The sequence below is a fragment of the Kitasatospora sp. NPDC057940 genome, assembly GCF_042887425.1.
Classification (GTDB): Bacteria; Actinomycetota; Actinomycetes; order Streptomycetales; family Streptomycetaceae; genus Kitasatospora.
In genome coordinates, this window is sequence record NZ_JBHVPH010000002.1 from 1 (window position 1) to 16,626 (window position 16,626).

Sequence of the window (16,626 nt, forward strand, 5' to 3'; positions counted from 1 at the left end):
ACACGTCTGCTCCGCAGACATGACGCGCCGTCACTAGCGTGACGGAGTGTTGCGGCGCCCCTCCGGGGCGCGGTTACGGAGGGTGTTGTTGCGGCGCATCCGCGCCGCTGGCTGGCGGAGGCTCGGCTCGGTGGCAGAGCTGTTGTGGGTTGATGGTCGGCGCTCCGCGCCGGGCCTTTCGGGTGGGTGTGTGGCTGGGCTTGGTGGGTGTTTTTATCGGTCAGTTGGGGTTTTGGCGCACTCCGTGCGCCGGGCTGGCTGGGAGGAGGGGGTCCTGTGTCGTTTTCCCTGGTCGGTCCGGTGGGTGGCCGGCCGGCTTCCTCTCCGGTCGTTGCGTTCTGTTACTGCTGTGTCTGGCAGTGGCCCCTCTTCCGCTCTGATCCACGCAATTAGTGGGTGGTCCAGACCTTTCTGAGTGGTCTAGACCTGTTCTGTTGGTGGCCGGCCATGGATTATCTGAACGATGCACCCGACACTGTCTCGAAATGGCCCCGTCAGTGAATCCAGCTGCAACCACCACGCCCCCGCGGAGCTCCGACCGAGCGGACCCTCTGCACTGTTGACGATGTGCCGCAGAATTCCACTACACCCACCACCGGACTGCCAAGGCCTGTTGACGGTGTGACAGGAATTCCCGTTACAACCGCCCTCCCCGCCCCATGGAACTCCCCCATAAAACCCGCCATGGAAAACACCCATGAACACCGCCCCACCCACGGACGGCGACCCGGTCAGTGGGGCGGGCGGCGGGCCTGGTACCCCGGGGAACCCTCCACACGCAGCAGGCCGCACTCCGCCCGGGGCGTTCGGTCAGGGCGCGGTGCTGGGTGGTGGTGAGCGGTCAGGCACCGAGGCCGATATGGGAGACGTAGGTATAGGCACCGTAGTCACTGTCGAGGTCGGCGATGATGTCGTCCCAGATGTCCGCCAGGGTGTCGGCGTCGCCGTTGGTGAGGGCGTCGACGGCGTCGTCCCAGACGTAGCGGACCTGGATGGTGCGGACGCGAAGGTTGTCGCGGCGGCGGGGTTCGTCGACCACGTCCTGGTTGATGGGGTGGATCTCCACCTTCGTGCCGCGGCCGTTGTTGTTGAGGTGGGCCTTGAGGACGGCGGGTTTGGCCAGGACGTTGGCGGCGCGCAGGTTCCAGTAGGCGGTATCGATGGCTTCGAGGTTGACGGGGCGGGGTCGTTGAGTGCCCTTGGTCCAGGCACGGATGGTGGCAGGGGTGACGGTGACGCCGGCATCGGCAAGGGCGGCGGGCCCGCCCTTGTGGGTCATCAGGTAGCGCATACGGGCGGTCAGGCCACGGCGGGTGCTGGGCGGGGACTTGATGCCGCCTTCGATGATCATGCGCTCCAGGACGTCCTCCAGGGCACGGCCGAGCGCGATGTTCCCGTGGATGTTCCCGGGGTCGCGGTCCGCGCCGTAGCGGCCGAAGTTCTTCCATCCGTCGGTCGACACTTAGGCGCTCCGGGTGCGGGTGCGGGGCAGGGTGTACTGGTCCTTGAGTTTCAGCTGCGTGGTGAGGCGGCCCTCTTCGAAGACACCGCCCTTGTTCTTTCGCCATTCGCCGCCGGTGATGTGGAGTTCGTCCGTTCCGCGCAGCGCGACGACCGTCAGGCCGGCTTTGTGGGCGCGCTGCGACTTGTACCAGAGGTTGGCGAACGCCTGTGAGCGGATGATGTGCATCCAGTCGGGACGGCGGAGTTCGCGGTTGAAGGAGGATTCCCCGATGGTGGACGCGAATTTCGCGTAGATGGCCTTGACGTACTTTTCGGTGACGGTGTCGCCGTCACGGATCGCGTTCTCACGGGCCATGGTGAGGACGCGCCGGAACTTCTCCAGCAGGCCCTCGGAGGCGCCGGAGGTCCAGGCCTCGGTGATGTGCGGGGCGCCGGCCAGGCCGAGTTTGTGGCAGCGGATCAGCAGCCGCACGGTGGCCTCGTCCAGCAGCACCGGGCCGCTCTCGTGCCGGTTGCCGATCGGATCCGGCAGATGCGGGTGCTCCCAGGCAGGGCGGGCGGGGAGCAGGTAGATACCGGAGCGCTTCGGGTCCCACCCGCCGTCCGGACGGTGCTGCAAAGCGCCGATCGGCAGGTGCGTCTTCAGTGCCGAGCAGTACGCCGCGTTGGTGTCCAAGACATCCACCGTCACCGGGTCCGCGGAGCCGGCCTTCAGGGCCGACATCAGCGGGGCGTTCTCCCACTTGTGGCGACCCTCCCAGATATCATCGGACCCGTTCCGGGACTTCTTGGAAAGGAATTCCAGACGCTCCGGAAAAACCGTGTGCTCGTACACCGCGCCGACCCGGGTCTTGTCGAAGAGGTCCATTCCGTTCGGAATCGCCTTCTTCTCCAACGCCGCGCCCGCCGCCTCGGTATCGCCCCCGTGCTCTTCCAGGGCCTCCTCGACCGCCGAGGTGATCATGTCGAGGTAGAAACCCAACTCCCGACCGGTACCCGCATACTCCGAACGCGACGCGGCCGAAGGTCCCGCCTGGACGGTCCGACGGACGGGCGAACCAGGCGCAGCGGAGCCGGAGTTGGCGTGGGGCGGGGCGGGCGCCTCCAGGACCGCCGGGGAGGAATCGGAGGCGTCGGCGGCGGCTGGGACGGCGGTGGGCACCGGTGCCGAGCGGGTGGCTGGTGGCGGGGTGGCCGGGACGGCGGGGGCCTGGTCGATGTCCGCGGCTGGGACGGCGGTGGGCGGTTGCTGCTCGGCGGCCGGGCCCGGGATGGGCGCAGGAGTTGCCGGTGTTGCGGATGCCGCAGCCCGGACGGGCGTGGCGGCCGAAGGGGCGCTGGTGGTGGCCGGGGCGGCCGGGGCCGGGGCGGGGGTGCACCAGCCGCCGAGGTGGAGCGGGCGGCCGCCGATCCGATGGGTCACCGGACGTCCGCACTGCTCACACAACGCGGCGGGGTGGGCGGCGATCTCGCCGTCCGGGCCCCGGTCGTAGTCCACGACGGGAACGGTGGCCGGCGTTGGAGTGGGCGCAGCGGCGTGGGCCGGGGGCTGTCCGGCCTCGGCGGTGGCCTTGGACGCAGCGGTGGCTGGGGCGGTGGCGGGTTGCTGCTCGGTGGCCTGAGCGGTTGACATCGGCGCTGCGGGTGCGGCGGTGCCGGGGGGCTGGGCAGTGGCGGGGGGCTGGGCAGTGGCGGGGGCGGGTGCCGGGGTGGTGTCGGTGGCCGCCGAGGTGGTCGACACCGGGACGGCGGCCGTCGAGGCCGGCGGGGCCGGCGTCGGGGCCGGCGTCGAGGCCGGCGTCGGGGTGGGCACGGTCGGGCCGGTAGAGGTGGCTGGTACCGGCAGCGGCAGCGCTGCGGGTACGGGTGGGGTGGTGGGGGGCCAGGTCAGGCGTTGGGCGGCGTGGGTGGGACCGGCGAGCAGGTCGAGCGGTCCCATCCCCCAGTGGCGGGCCAGGGCGTCCACCTCGTCCAGAGACCAGGGCTGCGCCCCGGACTGGCGGCGGGAGACCTTGTCCTGGGTCAGATCGAGCGCGGTCGCGAGTTCCCGCTGACTCTCCCCCGTGCGCTGCCTGATCGCGGCGATGGTCAGCCGCAACGTTTCCAACGTACTGAGCGTCATACAGGCACCCTATCCATCGATGATGGGAAATTCACATCAAGCATGAGTGGAATCCCTCAACCGGGTGGCAGGCTGTGCCGGGCTCACGCGGCCCGGATGCAGGCAGGGCCATCGGGCGACTACCGGCCACGGCCGCGTGCAAGCGAGCCACAGACGGCCCGCAGGGCCCCCTGTGGCGGGTTTCAGCGGGGCCGTCGGGAGCGAACCCCTGACCCCGTCGGTGAGCTTGTCGTTTAACGACTTCGTCGGGCGAGGTGGTCTCCTGCTTCGGCAGGTATCCGCAGTCGGCGCAGGCGAGGGTGCCATCAGCTCGCGGTGGTCCTGGCGGGCCTTCTTCTCCCTCTCCTTCTGGCGCTGGTCGTAGGCGCCGCGGTTGCTGGGGTTGTCGAGCGCGTCGAGCAGGGCGTGTCGTCCGGGGCGCGGTCGGGGTGGTTGGGGTGCTGGGCGAGGGCGGCGTGCAGCGTCGCGCCGGCTTCCCATGCCTCGGTGTGGACGACGGGCTCCGGCGGGCCAGCGCCGGGGCGGGCGCCGAGGACGATCCGGCCGTCGACCAGGGCCACCCATCGGTCCAGGCCGTCGACGCCCTTCCCGTCCAGCCGCGGGCCAGGTCGGCGCCCTGGTGGAGGGTGTGGATGCCGTCGTGGCCGGGGACCTCCGCGAGGCGCAGCGTGCCCTGGTGGCGGTGCGTGTCGAGCGGGCCGCTCCGTTCGGGGTGCTCGACACGATCCCTTGTATCGCGCCGGTCGTCCACGCCACCGGGCCTGTCTCCGAAGGCATCACCGGACTGCTCCACGCTCTGCCTGGCCCGGTCGAAGCCGGTCTGTTCATCGGCATGGGGGCGTCGCGCCCTGGCATCCGGAGACCGTCGCCGCGACCGGCCTGCCCTGCTGGAGCCGGCCGTTTCCGCCGGCGCCGTCGCCGCCGCGGGTCCCGCGGACGCCGACGGCTGGGTCACCGTGACCCTGTCGGCCGAGAGCTGGGGCATCGGCCTGGAGGCCGAGGTCCTCCACCCGCCCGTACTGCGCGCCCGACTGGCAGAGGCGGCCCGCCGCGCCGCCGTCCTCCACACCTGGGCCCGGGGCCGGATGCCCCCGGTGACCGCCCGCCGGCCGCTGTCCGGGCCGGCGGGCGGGGGCTCACGGGTTCAGTTGCTGCAGGGTGAAGGCCGTCGCCCGGTAGGAGTACTGGGCCACGATGGAGTTGGCGTTGGCAGCCTCCGCGACCGCGAGCCAGTTGCCGGAGTGCTGCAGCTTGAGGACGAAGGCGCCGGAGGCCGGGTCCACGATCTTCCAGAACTTCTGGTTGGGGCCGATGTAACCCGAGCAGTCGAACACGCTGATCCAGGAGGCGTCCACGCTCCCGCTGTCATAGCTGCCGATGCAGTCGCCGTTCTGCCGGTTGCGCAGCACGTAGGTGCCGGTGTCCTCGGGGTCGCCCTTCCACCGGCACAGGCCCCATTGCTGGTTCCGCTGGTTGTTCCAGGGGTACTGGATGAGCGCTCCGTCGAAGAAGGTGCCGCCCTGGCTCATGTCGAGGACCTGTCCGGCCGGGGTGTTGATCCGGTAGTACCCCGAGCAGCTCCAGCCGTTCCAGTCGGACGAGTCGAACTTCGGCGGGGTGTCGGCGGACGCGGGAGCGGCGAGCAGTGTGGCACCGGCCAGCGCGGCCAGGATGCCGGCGCCGAGCGTGCGCAGGGCGCCCGCCGTCCGGCGCCGCAGCGAATTCCTCATGGGTTCCTCCGTCGTGGTGTGGGGTGGGCGGGTCAGCAGGAGAGCCGGATCTGGGCGGTGCGGCGCAGGGTGTCGGCCGGTTCGGTCTGTGCGCAGTTGACGCTGCCGATCTCCGGCAGCTCGTAGGTGGTGAAGCTCCCCCCGCCGCCGCCCGGGAAGGCGTTGATCCACACGCCGGTGGTCGGGGCGGTCTGGGCGCAGACGAACTTGGCGTACTCGCCCTGGACCCGGCGGGTGCCGCGGTAGAAGACCACCTCGACCACCACCAGCACCACCATCTCGACCACCTGGAACCTCAACCAGCCCGGCTACTACGGCCTCTAGGACGGAGAAGCCGACCTTGGCCTCGATCTTGAGGAAGAGCACACTCGCCGAGGCGCTGATCTCGGCGCTGCGGTTGACGACCGGTGGTCACCGAGTCCACCCGGCTCAGGGTCTCGGTGCGCTGTCCGGTGGTTCCCGGGGCGACGTAGACCGCGAGGAAGTCGGTGACGACGGGGTCGACCTGGAGGGACGTCACTTCCAGCCAGGTCTGGTCCACGGCGGGGTTGCAGTTCGTCGTCGGCGGGCGGGTGCCGGCATGGGCGGTGCCGGCCCCGATGCCCCCGATCTCCAGCAGGGTCATGATGATCGTGGCGGCGGCCGCGGCCGCCGCCGTCCGTCGGCGGGGCCGGTGGACGAGGGTCATCTGTTCTCCTCCGTGCTCTGGTGGATGGGCCGCACCCCCGCGGCCGGAACCGTGCGGGTGCGGGCGGGGAACGGTGGAGCGGTGGGGCGGCCCGTCGTGGGGGATGCCGTCCGGCCCGGTGACGATCCTGCGCGAGGCCGTCATGAATTCCTCACGACCCGATCACGCCGCGGGAGGGCGTCCCGAAGCGGAGCGCCGTGGACACGGCGCTGCGCCTGGGTGAGGATGACCCTGCCGCGCCCGTCACGGAGCTCGGGGCGTAGGACGACGCACAGCACCGTTCGATCGCCGGAGGCCCTGGGGGTGGAGTTCAGAATCCTGGGAGCACTGGAGGTGCGGGCCCAGGACCCCGGCCCGCTCCGCCGTCGGCGGCCGGCTCCAACAGGCGCTCCTGGCCGTGCTGGTGGCCCACGCCGGCCGGACGGTGTCCGTGCCCCGGATCGTCGACGCGGTGTGGGACGAGTCCCCGCCCGCCACCGCCGACCACCAGGTCCGGAACATGGTCGGGCGGCTGCGCCGCGCGCTCTCGCCCGGCCCGCAGCGGCCTTCACCGATCCGCGCCGACGGGCCGGGCTGCCTCCTCGCCACGGACGGAGTCCGCGTCGACGCGCAGGAGTTGACCGCCCGGGTCGACGCCGCCGCCCGTGCGGGCACCGACGGGGTGCCCCTGCTGCGCGAGGCCCCCTGGACCTGTGGCGCGGCCCGGCCCTGGACGGCCTGCCGGGCCGCGCGCCCGCCACCCGTCGCCGCAGGCCTGGAGGAGCAGCGGATGGCCGCCCTGGAGCGGCTCTTCGAACTGGAACTGGCGGCCGGCCGGCACGACCGGACCGTCCCGGAGCTCATCGGCCTGGTTGAGGCCACCCTGCGCGGCGGCCTGGTGCGGCACCTGCTGACCGCCCTGCTCCGCGCCGGGCGCAGCACCGGGCCGCGTACCGGCGGTACGCGGCCCGCCTCGCGCGGGAGCCGGGCCTTGACCCGTCGCCCGAACTCCGCTTCCTCCAGCAGGAGTTGCTGGGATCCAGCGCGCCGGGGACGGTCCCGGCCCGTGAGCCCGAGGTGCCGCGGCGGGCATGGCGGCCGGAGCACAGCAGCCTTGCCGCGTCCCGCCCAACTCCCCTGGGAGTCACCCGCCTTCGTCGGCCGCGAGGCGCAGCTTCGCGCCCGACGAACGCGACCTGGTCGGCCGCGGGGGCCGGGCGGCCGCCCCGCGGCCGTCGCGCTCATCACCGGTGCCGCCGGGGCCGGCAAGTCGACCCTGGCACTGCGCTGGGCCCACCGGACTCGGGACCGCTTCCCCGACGGCCGGCTCTTCACCGACCTGCACGGCTGGTCGTCCACCGGCCCTCAGCACCCGCAGGCCGTCCTGGGCTCCTTCCTGCGCGCCCTGGGCGTGCCGGTCGAGGGCATCCCCGCCCAAATCGGCGAGACGGCGGCGCTCTACCGGTCCACTCTGGCCGGCCGTCGGGTCCTGATCGTCTTGGACAACGCCCTGGACGCCGCGCAGGTCCGTCCGCTGCTGCCCGGTGCCGGGGACGCGGCGGGCAGCGCCGGCCCATCCCATCGGCACCCGAGTAACAAGATCAGAAACGCAGAGGGGATACGGCGAACGCGACACCGGAGGGTACGGCTTCGCGCCGCTGGTGACACCGCGGCCGAACTTCACAGGTGGGTGCGGGCGCAGCGGGCCGGGTGGGCCGCAGGACGGGACACGAGTGCGAGCCGGGCATGCGCCCCCTCTGAGCCTCGGTGCCCCGGGCCCGGGGCTCAGGCCGGCTGGAGTTCGAACAGGAACGCGTCGACGATCGTGCGCGCCATGAGGAGTCCTTCTTCCAGGTGACCGGACGATCACCGTAGATTCCGCCTGCGATTTGGCGGAAGGCCTTTCGTGCAGTCGCCGGCCCGGGGTCGTGCACTCGGCGACCGGCTACGTGTTCCCGAGGCTCTGGTCGAGCGCCAGGCGCGGCAGGGTGAGGGCGTCGTGTCTCTCCCGGGTCCCGGTCGGTGGCGGTGCAGAGGGGCTGGGCGGTCGCTGGGGCCACAAGCGGGTCATGCCGTTGGAATGACACTCGCCCACCGATCTACGCCCACCGGGTGCTGTCAGGGCAGGAGTGGGGCGGCGGCGGGAATGTTGTACGCATGAACGAGATCCCGCGCGAAGACGCGCGTTGCCTGGTCGGCGGCCGCGGCTGCCGACGGACAGCCTGGCGGGCCGCCCTGGTGGCGGTCATGGCGACGACGGCGGTGCTGTCCGCATCACCGCCGGCCTCGGCCGACACTGCGGGGATGCGGGAATTCCCCTCGGCCGGGACATTCACCTTCACCGTGCCACCGGACGTCGAGGGTCTCCACGTCGACGCGTGGGGCGCGGGCGGCGGCGGATCCGGCGCCCTCGTCGACGGTCCTCCTCCCCCTTACGGCCACTCCCGTTCCGGGTACGGCGGTGGCGGTGGCGGATACGTGCACGGGGCGTTCACCGTCGTGCCGGGCCAGCAGATCGTTGTCACCGTCGGGACGGCCGGCACGGGCGGGGCGACCAGCTCCACTCCTGACGCTACGGACGGCACCACCGGTGGCGCGACCTCGATCACCGCCGGCGGGACCCAGGTGATGCGGGCTGACGGCGGACCGGGAGCGGGCGTCTACCCGGGCACCCCGGCCGCAGGCGTCGCCCCCGCAGCCACGGACCTGGGCGGTGGAGGCGTCGTGCGGCCTGGCGGCGGACCCGGCGGCACCGGCAACGGCCAGAGCGGGCCCGGCCAGGCCCCCTTCGATGTCCTGAAGACACCCGGCTGCGGCGACGGCGGCGACGGCGGACTCTACAACCAGTTCGCGGGGCAGGGCTTGCCCGGCTGGCCCGGCGGACCGGGCTGCCTGGTCATCAGCTGGTCCTGAACTTGCGCTTAATAGGTCTGACCTCGAACGATGCCTTGAGAGTGATCCCGTTCGGGGTCGGACCAGAAAGCACACGCCGACAGGTGTTCTCCGGACCCACGGCGCAGCGACCGGTCCCAGCCGGACGGCACGGCACAGCGACCGGAACCGCGTCCAAGCAGTCAGGAACGGCCGCTGACCCACGCCCGCCGTCGTTCACCGGGACCCGGCCAGCGGGCGGCCGGCAGCGCCGGGGTCGCGGCGGTGCTGCGGTGGGGCCAAAGGGTCAGGCGCGCACTGCGGCCGCCGCCCATGCGGTGGTGATCCGGCGGTAGGCGTTGACGACGGCCTCGCCCCGCGCCTGGGCCGGGATGGCGGCGGTGGCCACCATCTGGGTGTCCGGCAGGTCGGGCATCAGCGCCGCCACCACTGTCTTCCAGGTCCGCGGTGAGCCGCTCCACCGTGCGCGGCGGGGTGAACAGCCCGTTGCCCAAGGCCTCCAGGAGCTCGCGCACCGCGCCCGTCTCCGGGTCGTCGGCCGCCGTGCGGCGCAGCACCAGCAGGACGTCCCAGAGGGCTTCCAGCTTCCATGCGGGCAGTGTGTACAGCACGACCTGGCCGGCGCGGCCGTCTTCGCTCTCCTGCGCCACCAGCAGCGGCGTGATCGCCTCGGACAGTGACTCGGAGACCGTCTCTCCCAGCCGGTGGCGCACCGGAGCAGGGTGGACGGGCGCCTGGGCCGGGACGGCGGGCGGGCGGGCCCGGGGCCCGGCGGCGCGGGCGGCGGCAGGGCCGCGGCGGCGCGGGGCGGCGCCGACCTGGTGGCCGCCGTCGACGCACTGGCGCGCGGCCTGCTTGGATACAGGTGTGAGCAGCGGCAGCCATCAGGAATCGGGCCTCTCGAAGAGCGTCTGGAGCGATACCGACTTCGAGGAGATGGGCTGGCACGACGCCACCGTCCACGGCCTGTACGTGCAGCAGACACAAGATGGCCTGCCCCGGCTTCTGCTCGACCTCGACTACATCGTCCGCTGGGTCCACCCGGTCCGGCCGGCAAAGAACTTCTCCTTCTGGATCGCCCCCGCGACGCTCGTCTTCGAAGAGGTCTGGGACCTTGAGGGCGACCTCGGTTTCAAGGGCATGCATCCGGAGCTGGAGATCGACTCGGTGCACCGGCTGGCGCCGGACGACGGCAGGCAGGACTGGCCGCAATGGCACGTCGAAGGCCACTCGTTCGACCTGAGGTTCCGCGCGTCGGGCTTTTGCCAGTACTTCCGCGACACCCCGCGCCTCACGTCGGTCCAGGCCCTGTCCGCAGCCGAGCGCGGAGGCTGCTGCTTCACCGAGGTCGGTTTCGGCTGAGGAGGTTCAGGGGTGACACCACTGGGCAGTACGTCACAGGCCCCGTCCCGAACCCGGTCTAATCTGAATTCAGCTCCCGGCCGGTGGCGCCCGAAGTGGACCGCCGATGACGGTCGCCACCGTTGGACCGGCTTCGGAGCGTCGGCGAGCGGCTGAGCGCCCTGCCCCGCCCGCCTGCCGGCCAGGGCGGAGGTGCCGTCGCCGGCCCACGCGTCCCCACGGCGCCGTGCTCGGACTCGGACTCGGACTCGGACTCGACTGACGCTGGGCGGCCGGCGGCCCTGACACCGGCCATGGAGCGCCCGGCCACCGGTGTGTGACCGCTACGGTGGCCGGGCTCTGAACCCCGGTGGCACGGGTCCGGACGGTGAAGAGGGGGATGTCCACCGCCCGGACCGCGTTCCCGACCACCGGTCCTCTTCTCACCCCGATCCGTCTGCGCAAACCCACTGCGCCCGGACTCCTGCGGGCCCGTCCGGCAGGCCTGCGGGATCGACGGTGACCGGTCGGGCCGGCGCCGGTTGTTCCGCACGGCGGGGCGGGGCGGGGGTCAGGTGAGTGCTTCCACGATGCGGGCGCAGCGTGCCGGGTCCTCGGTGAAGCCGGCGCGTAGACCCCATATCCAGTACTCGACGGCTCGCAGTAGTGCCCATTTGCGGGCGCGGTCGGGGTCGAGGTCCGCGGCGTCGGTCAGGGCGTCGATGGCCCATTGGACGCGGGAGGGGCCGAGTTCGTCGAAGCGGCTCCACAGCAGGGGTGCGACCTGGTATTCGAGGACGCCGCGGACGATCAGCGGGTCGACGACGGACCAGTGTCCGTCGGGGGTGCGCAGGACCTGGTCGTAGTGGAGGTCGTTGTTGACCAGGACGGTGTAGTCGTCGTGGGAGAGTTCCTCGGCCAGGTCCAGTGCGCGGTCGAGGGTGTGTCGGGGTACCGGGCGGCCGAGTTCCTCCCACTGGGCGGGGAGTTCCCGTCGGTGGCCCGCGGCGATGTCTGCGGTCGTGCGCAGGCCGTGGGGTGGCTCGATGGCCAGGTGCCGTAGCAGTGTCCCGATCACGGGGACGGCCTGTGTCAGCGGCACGTCCCGGAGCGGACGGGTGTAGTCGAGGCGTTGCAGGAGCATGACGCCCGCCGTGGTGTCGGAGTCGAGCAGGCGGACCGCGCCGTGGCCGTTCCACAGGCGCAGGGCGAGTACCTGTTCCTGCATCTGCTGGTCGGGCCATGTGACTTTCAGTGCCAGTGGCTCGGTGCCCCGGAGGACCGGCACGACGAGGCTGTTGTAGCCGTGCATGGGTGGTCCGTCGGGTTTCAGGTTCCAGTGGTCGCACCATCGGGTGACGGTGTCCGGCAGGGCCGTCAGCCAGCGGTGGCCCGCTTCGCCCTTGTGTTGCCAGCGGCCGAAGGCCCGAAGGGACTCGGGTACCTGTGTGAGGCGGTGTTGTTGCGGGCTTGCGGAAGTCACGGTGTCTCCATCCGGCGTCTCCGTCACGGTCTGGTCCAGGCCTTGTCGTCGGCCCGTTCCGCGCCGATCGGTGCGGCGCGGCTATCGGCGAGGCGAGGTGCAGCGCGGTGCGTCCGCAGGGGCGGTCGGGGCGCGTCCGCAGGGGCGGGCGGGTCGACAGGAGATCTTATGCACCGGATGCCCTTGCCCGTCAGGCCAGTTCACGCCGAGGGCCGGAGAACTCCCGTACGGATCCAGGACCGGTGTACCCGTGCGGGGGGTGCTTGTGCCGCCCGCCGGCCGTATCCGTGACCTCGCGGGAGAGACCACCTCGCCCTGATCCGTTGTGCGGCCCGGACGGGGCGGCTGCCGGGAAGCACTCGCCGGCCGTCCCCCGCCCCCTGCACCCGGGAAGCAGTCCCCGGCCGTCCCACGGCCTCGGTGGGCGGCCGCCGGGTCGGGGTTGTGCAACAGGTCGTCAACAGGTTCCGGTGAAACGGCCACGCGACCGTGGCCCGTGGGCAGATCATGTTCGGGTGCCGATCATTGCGAACCCGCCCCCGCCCCCGCCCGCCAGGCCGCCGTCCTGGGAAGACCGGCTGGAGGCCTGGGTCGGGATATGCGCGGCCCGACTGGCCTGGTGGGGCCACGACTTCACCGACGGCGCGTGGCCCGACACCGAGGACCTCGCCGTCCTGCTCGCCCGAACCGTGGACGAAGTCGCCGAGATCCCCTCGATGCGGCCCGCCCACCAGTCCCTGACCGCCGCCCTCGCCCGCGTACAGGCCGCCGAACGATGGCTCCGCCCCTACAACGCGCTCTCTCCCTCCATGGCCTGCCACCACCTGGGCCAGGCCGCTGAACACCTCCACGCCGCCCACCGCCACCTCACCGACACCGCGCCCCAAGGCCGTCCCAGCACCCCACCCCGGCGGGGCCAGGAACACACTCCCCCGAACCCCTGACCACACCAGCAACACGACAACCCGACAACCCCCGCGACAGGCCATCAACCCGACCAGCCACCGACGGACCGTCAACCCGGCCCGCGAGGAGACGAGGAGACGAGGACGCGAGGCGGCGAGGACGCGAGGCGAGGCGGCAGGGCCGCGGCGGGGGCGCAGGGCGGGCAGGCAGGGCAGGCAGGGCAGGCAGGCAGGCAGGGCGGGCAGGGCGGGCAGGGCGGGCAGGGCAGCGGGACAGCGAAAGCAGCCGACGACAGGACCCGGACACCAGACGACAAACGACACCGACGCCGGAGAGGGCAGCGACCGAAACAACATCACCCCCGAGGCGCAGCAGAACAGGGCAAGGGGCACGGCCGGGGACGGCGGGAGGGCTGCGGGAACAAGAGTCGGGCGGGGCGCAGCCGGGCAGGCCACGCGGCACCGGGCGGTCCCGATGGCGCGGCATGCGAAACGGGAGATCTTCCTGTCGTGGATGGCTTCAAGGGGTTACCCGGGCGGGAGCGCGCCGAAGAATTTCCGGTCCAGCGGTGCCGGCGGTGTCGGCGGGGCTGATGGCCGCTGGTGCCGGCGACCCGGGGACGGGTGGTCAGGAGGCGATCCACCCGCACACAACCCGTCCTACGACCGCACCGGACCGGCCCACGCGTCAGAACAGCCAGGGCGGTCACCGATGGCAGACCAGAGCAGCGAACACCCCCCGGTCCCAGGGGAGAAAGCATGCCGGGACAGGGCGAGCGTCGCGGCCGCCGCGGAACAGCCAGGACGGGGTTGGTTCAGGGGCTCGGGCGGGTTGCGTCCGGTGGCCGTGTGGAGGAAACGCAAGGAGATGGCGAGGCCGGCGGTCACGGCGTCGAGGTCCTGGCGCAGGAAGCGGGCGAACGAGCGGACCGGTGCGGGGGTGTCCTGCTCGGCCTGGCGGATCCGCTGCGGCAGCATGCCGCCGCGCCGGTTGACCAGCAGGTCGCGGAAGCATCCGGGATCCTCGTCGACCCGGTCTGCGGCGGCCGGGGAGTCGTCGTGCAGCAGTCGGCGTGCATCTGTGGACGACGGCGTCCACCCCCACCGGGTGCGCAGCGAACTCCGCCGGACCAGAGACGAGTTGTTCCACGAGCGGGCCAGAGCCCTGTCTCGTTCCCGGCCTGCTTCGGTCACCACTGGGACGCCTTCGAGGAACGCCTCACCGACACCCGCCACCCGCCCCGGCGGCCGGACCCGGCCGGGCTGCCGATCCTGGTGAGCGGGGCCGAGGCCGTCCTCGTCGACGAGCCGGTCCGCGAGCTGACGGCCCTGCTCCGGATCCTCGACACGGCCGCCACCGGCGAGGGCCCGTTCCTGCGGGTGCCGTCCCTCGGCGACGACCCCGGCGCCGTGGAACGACGGCCCTGCTCCGGATCCTCGACACGGCCGCCACCGGCGAGGGCCCGTTCCTGCGGGTGCCGTTCCTCGGCGACGACCCCGGCGCCGTGGAACGACGGCCGTGCGCGGCGGCCCGGGCCGCGTGGGCGGTCCGCGCCGGATCGAACGGCGGTAGTACGGCGAGGGGTCCCACCGGCCGGTGGGACCCCTGCGCGCGGGTGGGTCAGCCCGCCGCCCCCGCCGCCGGCCGGACGGCGACCGCGTCGATCTCGAAGAGCATCCCCGGCAGGGCGAGCGAGGCGACCCCGCTGAGCGTCTGCGCGGGCAGCCGGTCGCCCCACGCCCCGGCCAGGGCCTTGCCCAGGACGGCCAGCTTCTCCTGGTCGTGGTCGACGACGTACGAGCCGAGCCGGACCACGTGCTCGAAGCCGAGGCCGACCCCGGCGAGCGCGGTACGCAGGTTGGCCAGGGCGAGCTCCACCTGGGCTGCAAAGTCGCCGGGCACGACCTGACCGCCGGCGTCGGAAGCGTACTGGCCGCCGATGAACACCGGCTCGCCGAGCGCGGAAGCGGCGTGGCTGTAGCCGAACGGCGTCGGATCGTGCAGGCCGGGCGGGTTGGTGATGCTGCGAGTGTCGGTCACGAGGTTCCCTGAGAATGGTTGGCAGGCCGGGCTCGGCGCCGGGCGGTCTACAGCTCGGACCGGGCGGCTTCCTCCCGGGCGTCACGCCAACTCGACGACTCCAGGAAATGATTGTCGAAGAGATCCTGCTTGGCGAGCAGCTCCTCGACCGTCGCCTCACCCGCACGGATCCGCTCCAACAAACGGAAGTAATCGAACCGCTCCACCCCGGGAGTGATCACGATCAGCAGGTCCGCCCCGGAGTCCGACACCGCCGCGAAAGCATGCGACAGACGGGGCCATCCGAGACCACGGCCCGAGGCGACCGGATTCCCGCGCGGCTTGACGCGTGTCTTCAGTGCACCAGGAGTTCGATGGCGACCTTCATGCGTTCGAGGTAGAACTCCCGCGATGTGGCCTGAAGCTTGAGGCCGATCGACGTGCTGATCATCGTCTGTGCGACGAGAGCGGCTGTCTCCTGTCCTGACTCGACGGCGATCGCGTCAGTGATCAGCTCCTCGAAACGCCGCGGCGTGCTCTCCGCGATCTCGCCGAGGAGGTCGGGGTTGTCCTCGACGACCACCGCGACATCGCGCGTCAGCGGGCCGACATAGCGGCCCGCCCACCGGTCGAAGGCTTCGACGAGGCGCTGCGGAAGAGGGCGGTCGACGTCGGCCAGGACATGTTCGACCGCTGCGATGTCGCGCTCCAAGGCCTGGGTGACGGCGGCACGGAACAGGGACTCCTTCGAGGAGAAGAGGAAGTAGAGCCCGGGGCGGGAGATGTGGGCCGCCCGCGCCACTTCCTCCATCGAGGTCTTCCGGTAACCGAATCGCGCGAACGTGGCCAGAGCGGAGTCCAGAACCATGGTCCGACGGTTGGCATCGGTGATCGGCGACGGCAGGGGGCCGGTCTCGGAGCTGCTCATGCGGCGAGCATAGGAGCGCAAATCGAACTATACAAGTCTGGTTCAGTCTGTATAGTCTCGCCGTTGTGACGGCTCGCGAACCCCTCTCCACGTCCTTCACCGCCTCCAGCACGGCTGACGAGGTGGTGCGGGGCGTCGACCTGACCGGAATCCGCGCGATCGTGACGGGAGGTTCCTCCGGAATCGGGGTCGAGACGGCCCGCGCGTTGACCGCAGCCGGCGCACAGGTGACGCTCGCCGTGCGGAACACGGCTGCGGGCGAGGCCGCTGCCGAATCGATCGAGAGATCGCCCGGAGCGATCCGCCCCCGAGTCGTCCGGCTGGACCTCACCGACAGGACCACCGTCATGCCGTTCGTCGACGCGTGGAGCGGCCCGCTCCACCTGTTGATCAACAACGCGGGCGTGGTCACCGGCGGCCTCGAACGAACCCGCGAGGGATGGGAGTTGCAGTTCGCGACGAACCATCTGGGTCACCTCGCACTCGCCGTCGGCCTGCACGACGCCCTGGCCCTCGGGGCGTCCGACCGCGACGGAGCACGGATCGTCTCGGTCAGTTCGACGGCGCACATGCGTTCCGGCATCGACTTCGACGACCTCCACTTCGAGCGGCGCAGCTACGACCCCCAGACTGCCTACGCCCAGTCGAAGACGGCGAACTCCCTGTTCGCCGTCGAGGCGACCCGCCTGTGGGCTTCCGACGGCATCGTCGCCAATGCAGTGAACCCCGGCGGTGTCGCGACGGGCCTGCAGCGGAACTTCACCGTGCAACAGAAGCAGTCACTCGATGCGGCCGAGGCCGCCGGCGTCTTCACGTACAAGACGGTCCAGCAGGGAGCCGCCACCACCATGGTCGCGGCCGTCGCCCCACAGTTCGCCCACTCCGGAGGCCACTACCTCGATGACTCGCAGGAGGCCTACACCGTGCCGAACGACGCCGATCTCGCGCAACACCCGCACGGTGTCAAGCAATGGGCGATCGATCCCGCCATCGCCGAGCGTCTCTGGGCAGTCTCGACCGACCTGCTCCGGGCCTGACCTCTCGACACCACCACACGCGCACGTCCGATCTTCC

General features: G+C 71.7%; 17 protein-coding genes. 6 read left to right on the plus strand and 11 right to left on the minus strand.

Features of this window, described 5'->3' with window-relative positions; all coding sequences use genetic code 11:
• Positions 1-841 precede the first annotated feature (841 nt).
• From ACFVTF_RS03425 to ACFVTF_RS03445, 5 genes are all read right to left on the minus strand, one after another.
• Entirely contained in the window at positions 842-1,462 is a 621-nt protein-coding gene (locus ACFVTF_RS03425; RefSeq protein WP_387808349.1) for a hypothetical protein, read from the minus strand.
• Positions 1,463-3,586 carry a hypothetical protein gene (locus tag ACFVTF_RS03430; protein WP_387808352.1) on the minus strand — a complete coding sequence of 708 codons (2,124 nt, stop codon included), beginning with the start codon at positions 3,584-3,586 and terminating at the stop codon, positions 1,463-1,465.
• A gap of 1,136 nt (positions 3,587-4,722) precedes the next feature.
• Entirely contained in the window at positions 4,723-5,316 is a 594-nt protein-coding gene (locus tag ACFVTF_RS03435) for an RICIN domain-containing protein (protein ID WP_387808355.1), read from the minus strand.
• Between the two features lie 32 nt (positions 5,317-5,348).
• Complete coding sequence (locus ACFVTF_RS03440; protein ID WP_387808358.1) at positions 5,349-5,615, minus strand: hypothetical protein; 267 nt, start codon at positions 5,613-5,615, stop codon at positions 5,349-5,351.
• The gene (locus ACFVTF_RS03445) at positions 5,612-6,004 is read right to left on the minus strand and encodes a hypothetical protein (RefSeq protein ID WP_387808361.1); all 393 of its coding nucleotides are present in this window, start codon (positions 6,002-6,004) and stop codon (positions 5,612-5,614) included. The genes ACFVTF_RS03440 and ACFVTF_RS03445 overlap by 4 nt, the downstream gene beginning before the upstream one ends.
• Before the next feature lie 391 nt (positions 6,005-6,395).
• Here ACFVTF_RS03445 and ACFVTF_RS03450 point away from each other — a divergent pair, with 391 nt between their 5' ends.
• Both ACFVTF_RS03450 and ACFVTF_RS03455 read left to right on the plus strand, forming a co-directional pair.
• Positions 6,396-7,841 carry a winged helix-turn-helix domain-containing protein gene (locus ACFVTF_RS03450; RefSeq protein WP_387809566.1) on the plus strand — a complete coding sequence of 482 codons (1,446 nt, stop codon included), beginning with the start codon at positions 6,396-6,398 and terminating at the stop codon, positions 7,839-7,841.
• 299 nt (positions 7,842-8,140) lie between these two features.
• Positions 8,141-8,896, plus strand: coding sequence for a glycine-rich domain-containing protein (locus tag ACFVTF_RS03455; RefSeq protein ID WP_387808364.1), 756 nt, complete (start codon positions 8,141-8,143; stop codon positions 8,894-8,896).
• Between the two features lie 161 nt (positions 8,897-9,057).
• Here the strand turns inward: ACFVTF_RS03455 and ACFVTF_RS03460 are convergent, their stop codons facing one another.
• Positions 9,058-9,588, minus strand: coding sequence for a hypothetical protein (locus ACFVTF_RS03460; RefSeq protein ID WP_387808367.1), 531 nt, complete (start codon positions 9,586-9,588; stop codon positions 9,058-9,060).
• 154 nt (positions 9,589-9,742) lie between these two features.
• On the opposite strand from ACFVTF_RS03460, the gene ACFVTF_RS03465 reads away from it, so the two are divergent.
• Positions 9,743-10,237, plus strand: a complete 495-nt coding sequence (locus tag ACFVTF_RS03465; protein WP_387808370.1) for a hypothetical protein — start codon at positions 9,743-9,745, stop codon at positions 10,235-10,237.
• A gap of 550 nt (positions 10,238-10,787) precedes the next feature.
• Here the strand turns inward: ACFVTF_RS03465 and ACFVTF_RS03470 are convergent.
• A complete protein-coding gene (locus ACFVTF_RS03470) occupies positions 10,788-11,726 on the minus strand; it encodes an aminoglycoside phosphotransferase family protein (protein WP_387808373.1) in 939 nt (312 codons plus the stop codon).
• Positions 11,727-12,214: 488 nt separating this feature from the next.
• Between ACFVTF_RS03470 and ACFVTF_RS03475 the strand changes: the two genes are divergently transcribed.
• Complete coding sequence (locus tag ACFVTF_RS03475) at positions 12,215-12,643, plus strand: hypothetical protein (RefSeq protein ID WP_387808376.1); 429 nt, start codon at positions 12,215-12,217, stop codon at positions 12,641-12,643.
• 621 nt (positions 12,644-13,264) lie between these two features.
• On the opposite strand, the gene ACFVTF_RS03480 is transcribed toward ACFVTF_RS03475, so the two are convergent.
• Positions 13,265-13,798: a hypothetical protein gene (locus ACFVTF_RS03480; protein ID WP_387809610.1), complete on the minus strand. Its 534-nt coding sequence runs from the start codon at positions 13,796-13,798 to the stop codon at positions 13,265-13,267.
• Between ACFVTF_RS03480 and ACFVTF_RS03485 the strand changes: the two genes are divergently transcribed.
• Positions 13,682-14,314 carry a barstar family protein gene (locus ACFVTF_RS03485; protein ID WP_387809569.1) on the plus strand — a complete coding sequence of 211 codons (633 nt, stop codon included), beginning with the start codon at positions 13,682-13,684 and terminating at the stop codon, positions 14,312-14,314. The genes ACFVTF_RS03480 and ACFVTF_RS03485 overlap by 117 nt on opposite strands.
• On the opposite strand, the gene ACFVTF_RS03490 is transcribed toward ACFVTF_RS03485, so the two are convergent.
• The 3 genes from ACFVTF_RS03490 to ACFVTF_RS03500 form a co-directional block, all read right to left on the minus strand.
• Positions 14,226-14,645, minus strand: coding sequence for a RidA family protein (locus ACFVTF_RS03490; protein WP_387808379.1), 420 nt, complete (start codon positions 14,643-14,645; stop codon positions 14,226-14,228). The genes ACFVTF_RS03485 and ACFVTF_RS03490 overlap by 89 nt on opposite strands.
• A 47-nt stretch (positions 14,646-14,692) precedes the next feature.
• A complete protein-coding gene (locus tag ACFVTF_RS03495; protein WP_387808382.1) occupies positions 14,693-14,896 on the minus strand; it encodes a hypothetical protein in 204 nt (67 codons plus the stop codon).
• An 83-nt stretch (positions 14,897-14,979) separates the two neighbouring features.
• Positions 14,980-15,552, minus strand: coding sequence for a TetR/AcrR family transcriptional regulator (locus ACFVTF_RS03500; RefSeq protein WP_387808385.1), 573 nt, complete (start codon positions 15,550-15,552; stop codon positions 14,980-14,982).
• A gap of 65 nt (positions 15,553-15,617) precedes the next feature.
• Here ACFVTF_RS03500 and ACFVTF_RS03505 point away from each other — a divergent pair, with 65 nt between their 5' ends.
• On the plus strand, positions 15,618-16,589 hold the full coding sequence (locus tag ACFVTF_RS03505) for an SDR family NAD(P)-dependent oxidoreductase (protein ID WP_387808388.1): 972 nt from the start codon (positions 15,618-15,620) through the stop codon (positions 16,587-16,589).
• Positions 16,590-16,626 lie beyond the last annotated feature (37 nt).

What these genes read in the sequence shown, in the direction of transcription:
- ACFVTF_RS03430 (WP_387808352.1), bottom strand. Translation starts at nt 3,586, where the DNA reads ATGACGCTCAGTACGTTGGAAACGTTGCGGCTGACCATCGCCGCGATC.
- ACFVTF_RS03500 (WP_387808385.1), bottom strand. Translation starts at nt 15,552, where the DNA reads ATGAGCAGCTCCGAGACCGGCCCCCTGCCGTCGCCGATCACCGATGCC.
- ACFVTF_RS03455 (WP_387808364.1), top strand. Translation starts at nt 8,141, where the DNA reads ATGAACGAGATCCCGCGCGAAGACGCGCGTTGCCTGGTCGGCGGCCGC.
- ACFVTF_RS03445 (WP_387808361.1), bottom strand. Translation starts at nt 6,004, where the DNA reads ATGACCCTCGTCCACCGGCCCCGCCGACGGACGGCGGCGGCCGCGGCC.
- ACFVTF_RS03435 (WP_387808355.1), bottom strand. Translation starts at nt 5,316, where the DNA reads ATGAGGAATTCGCTGCGGCGCCGGACGGCGGGCGCCCTGCGCACGCTC.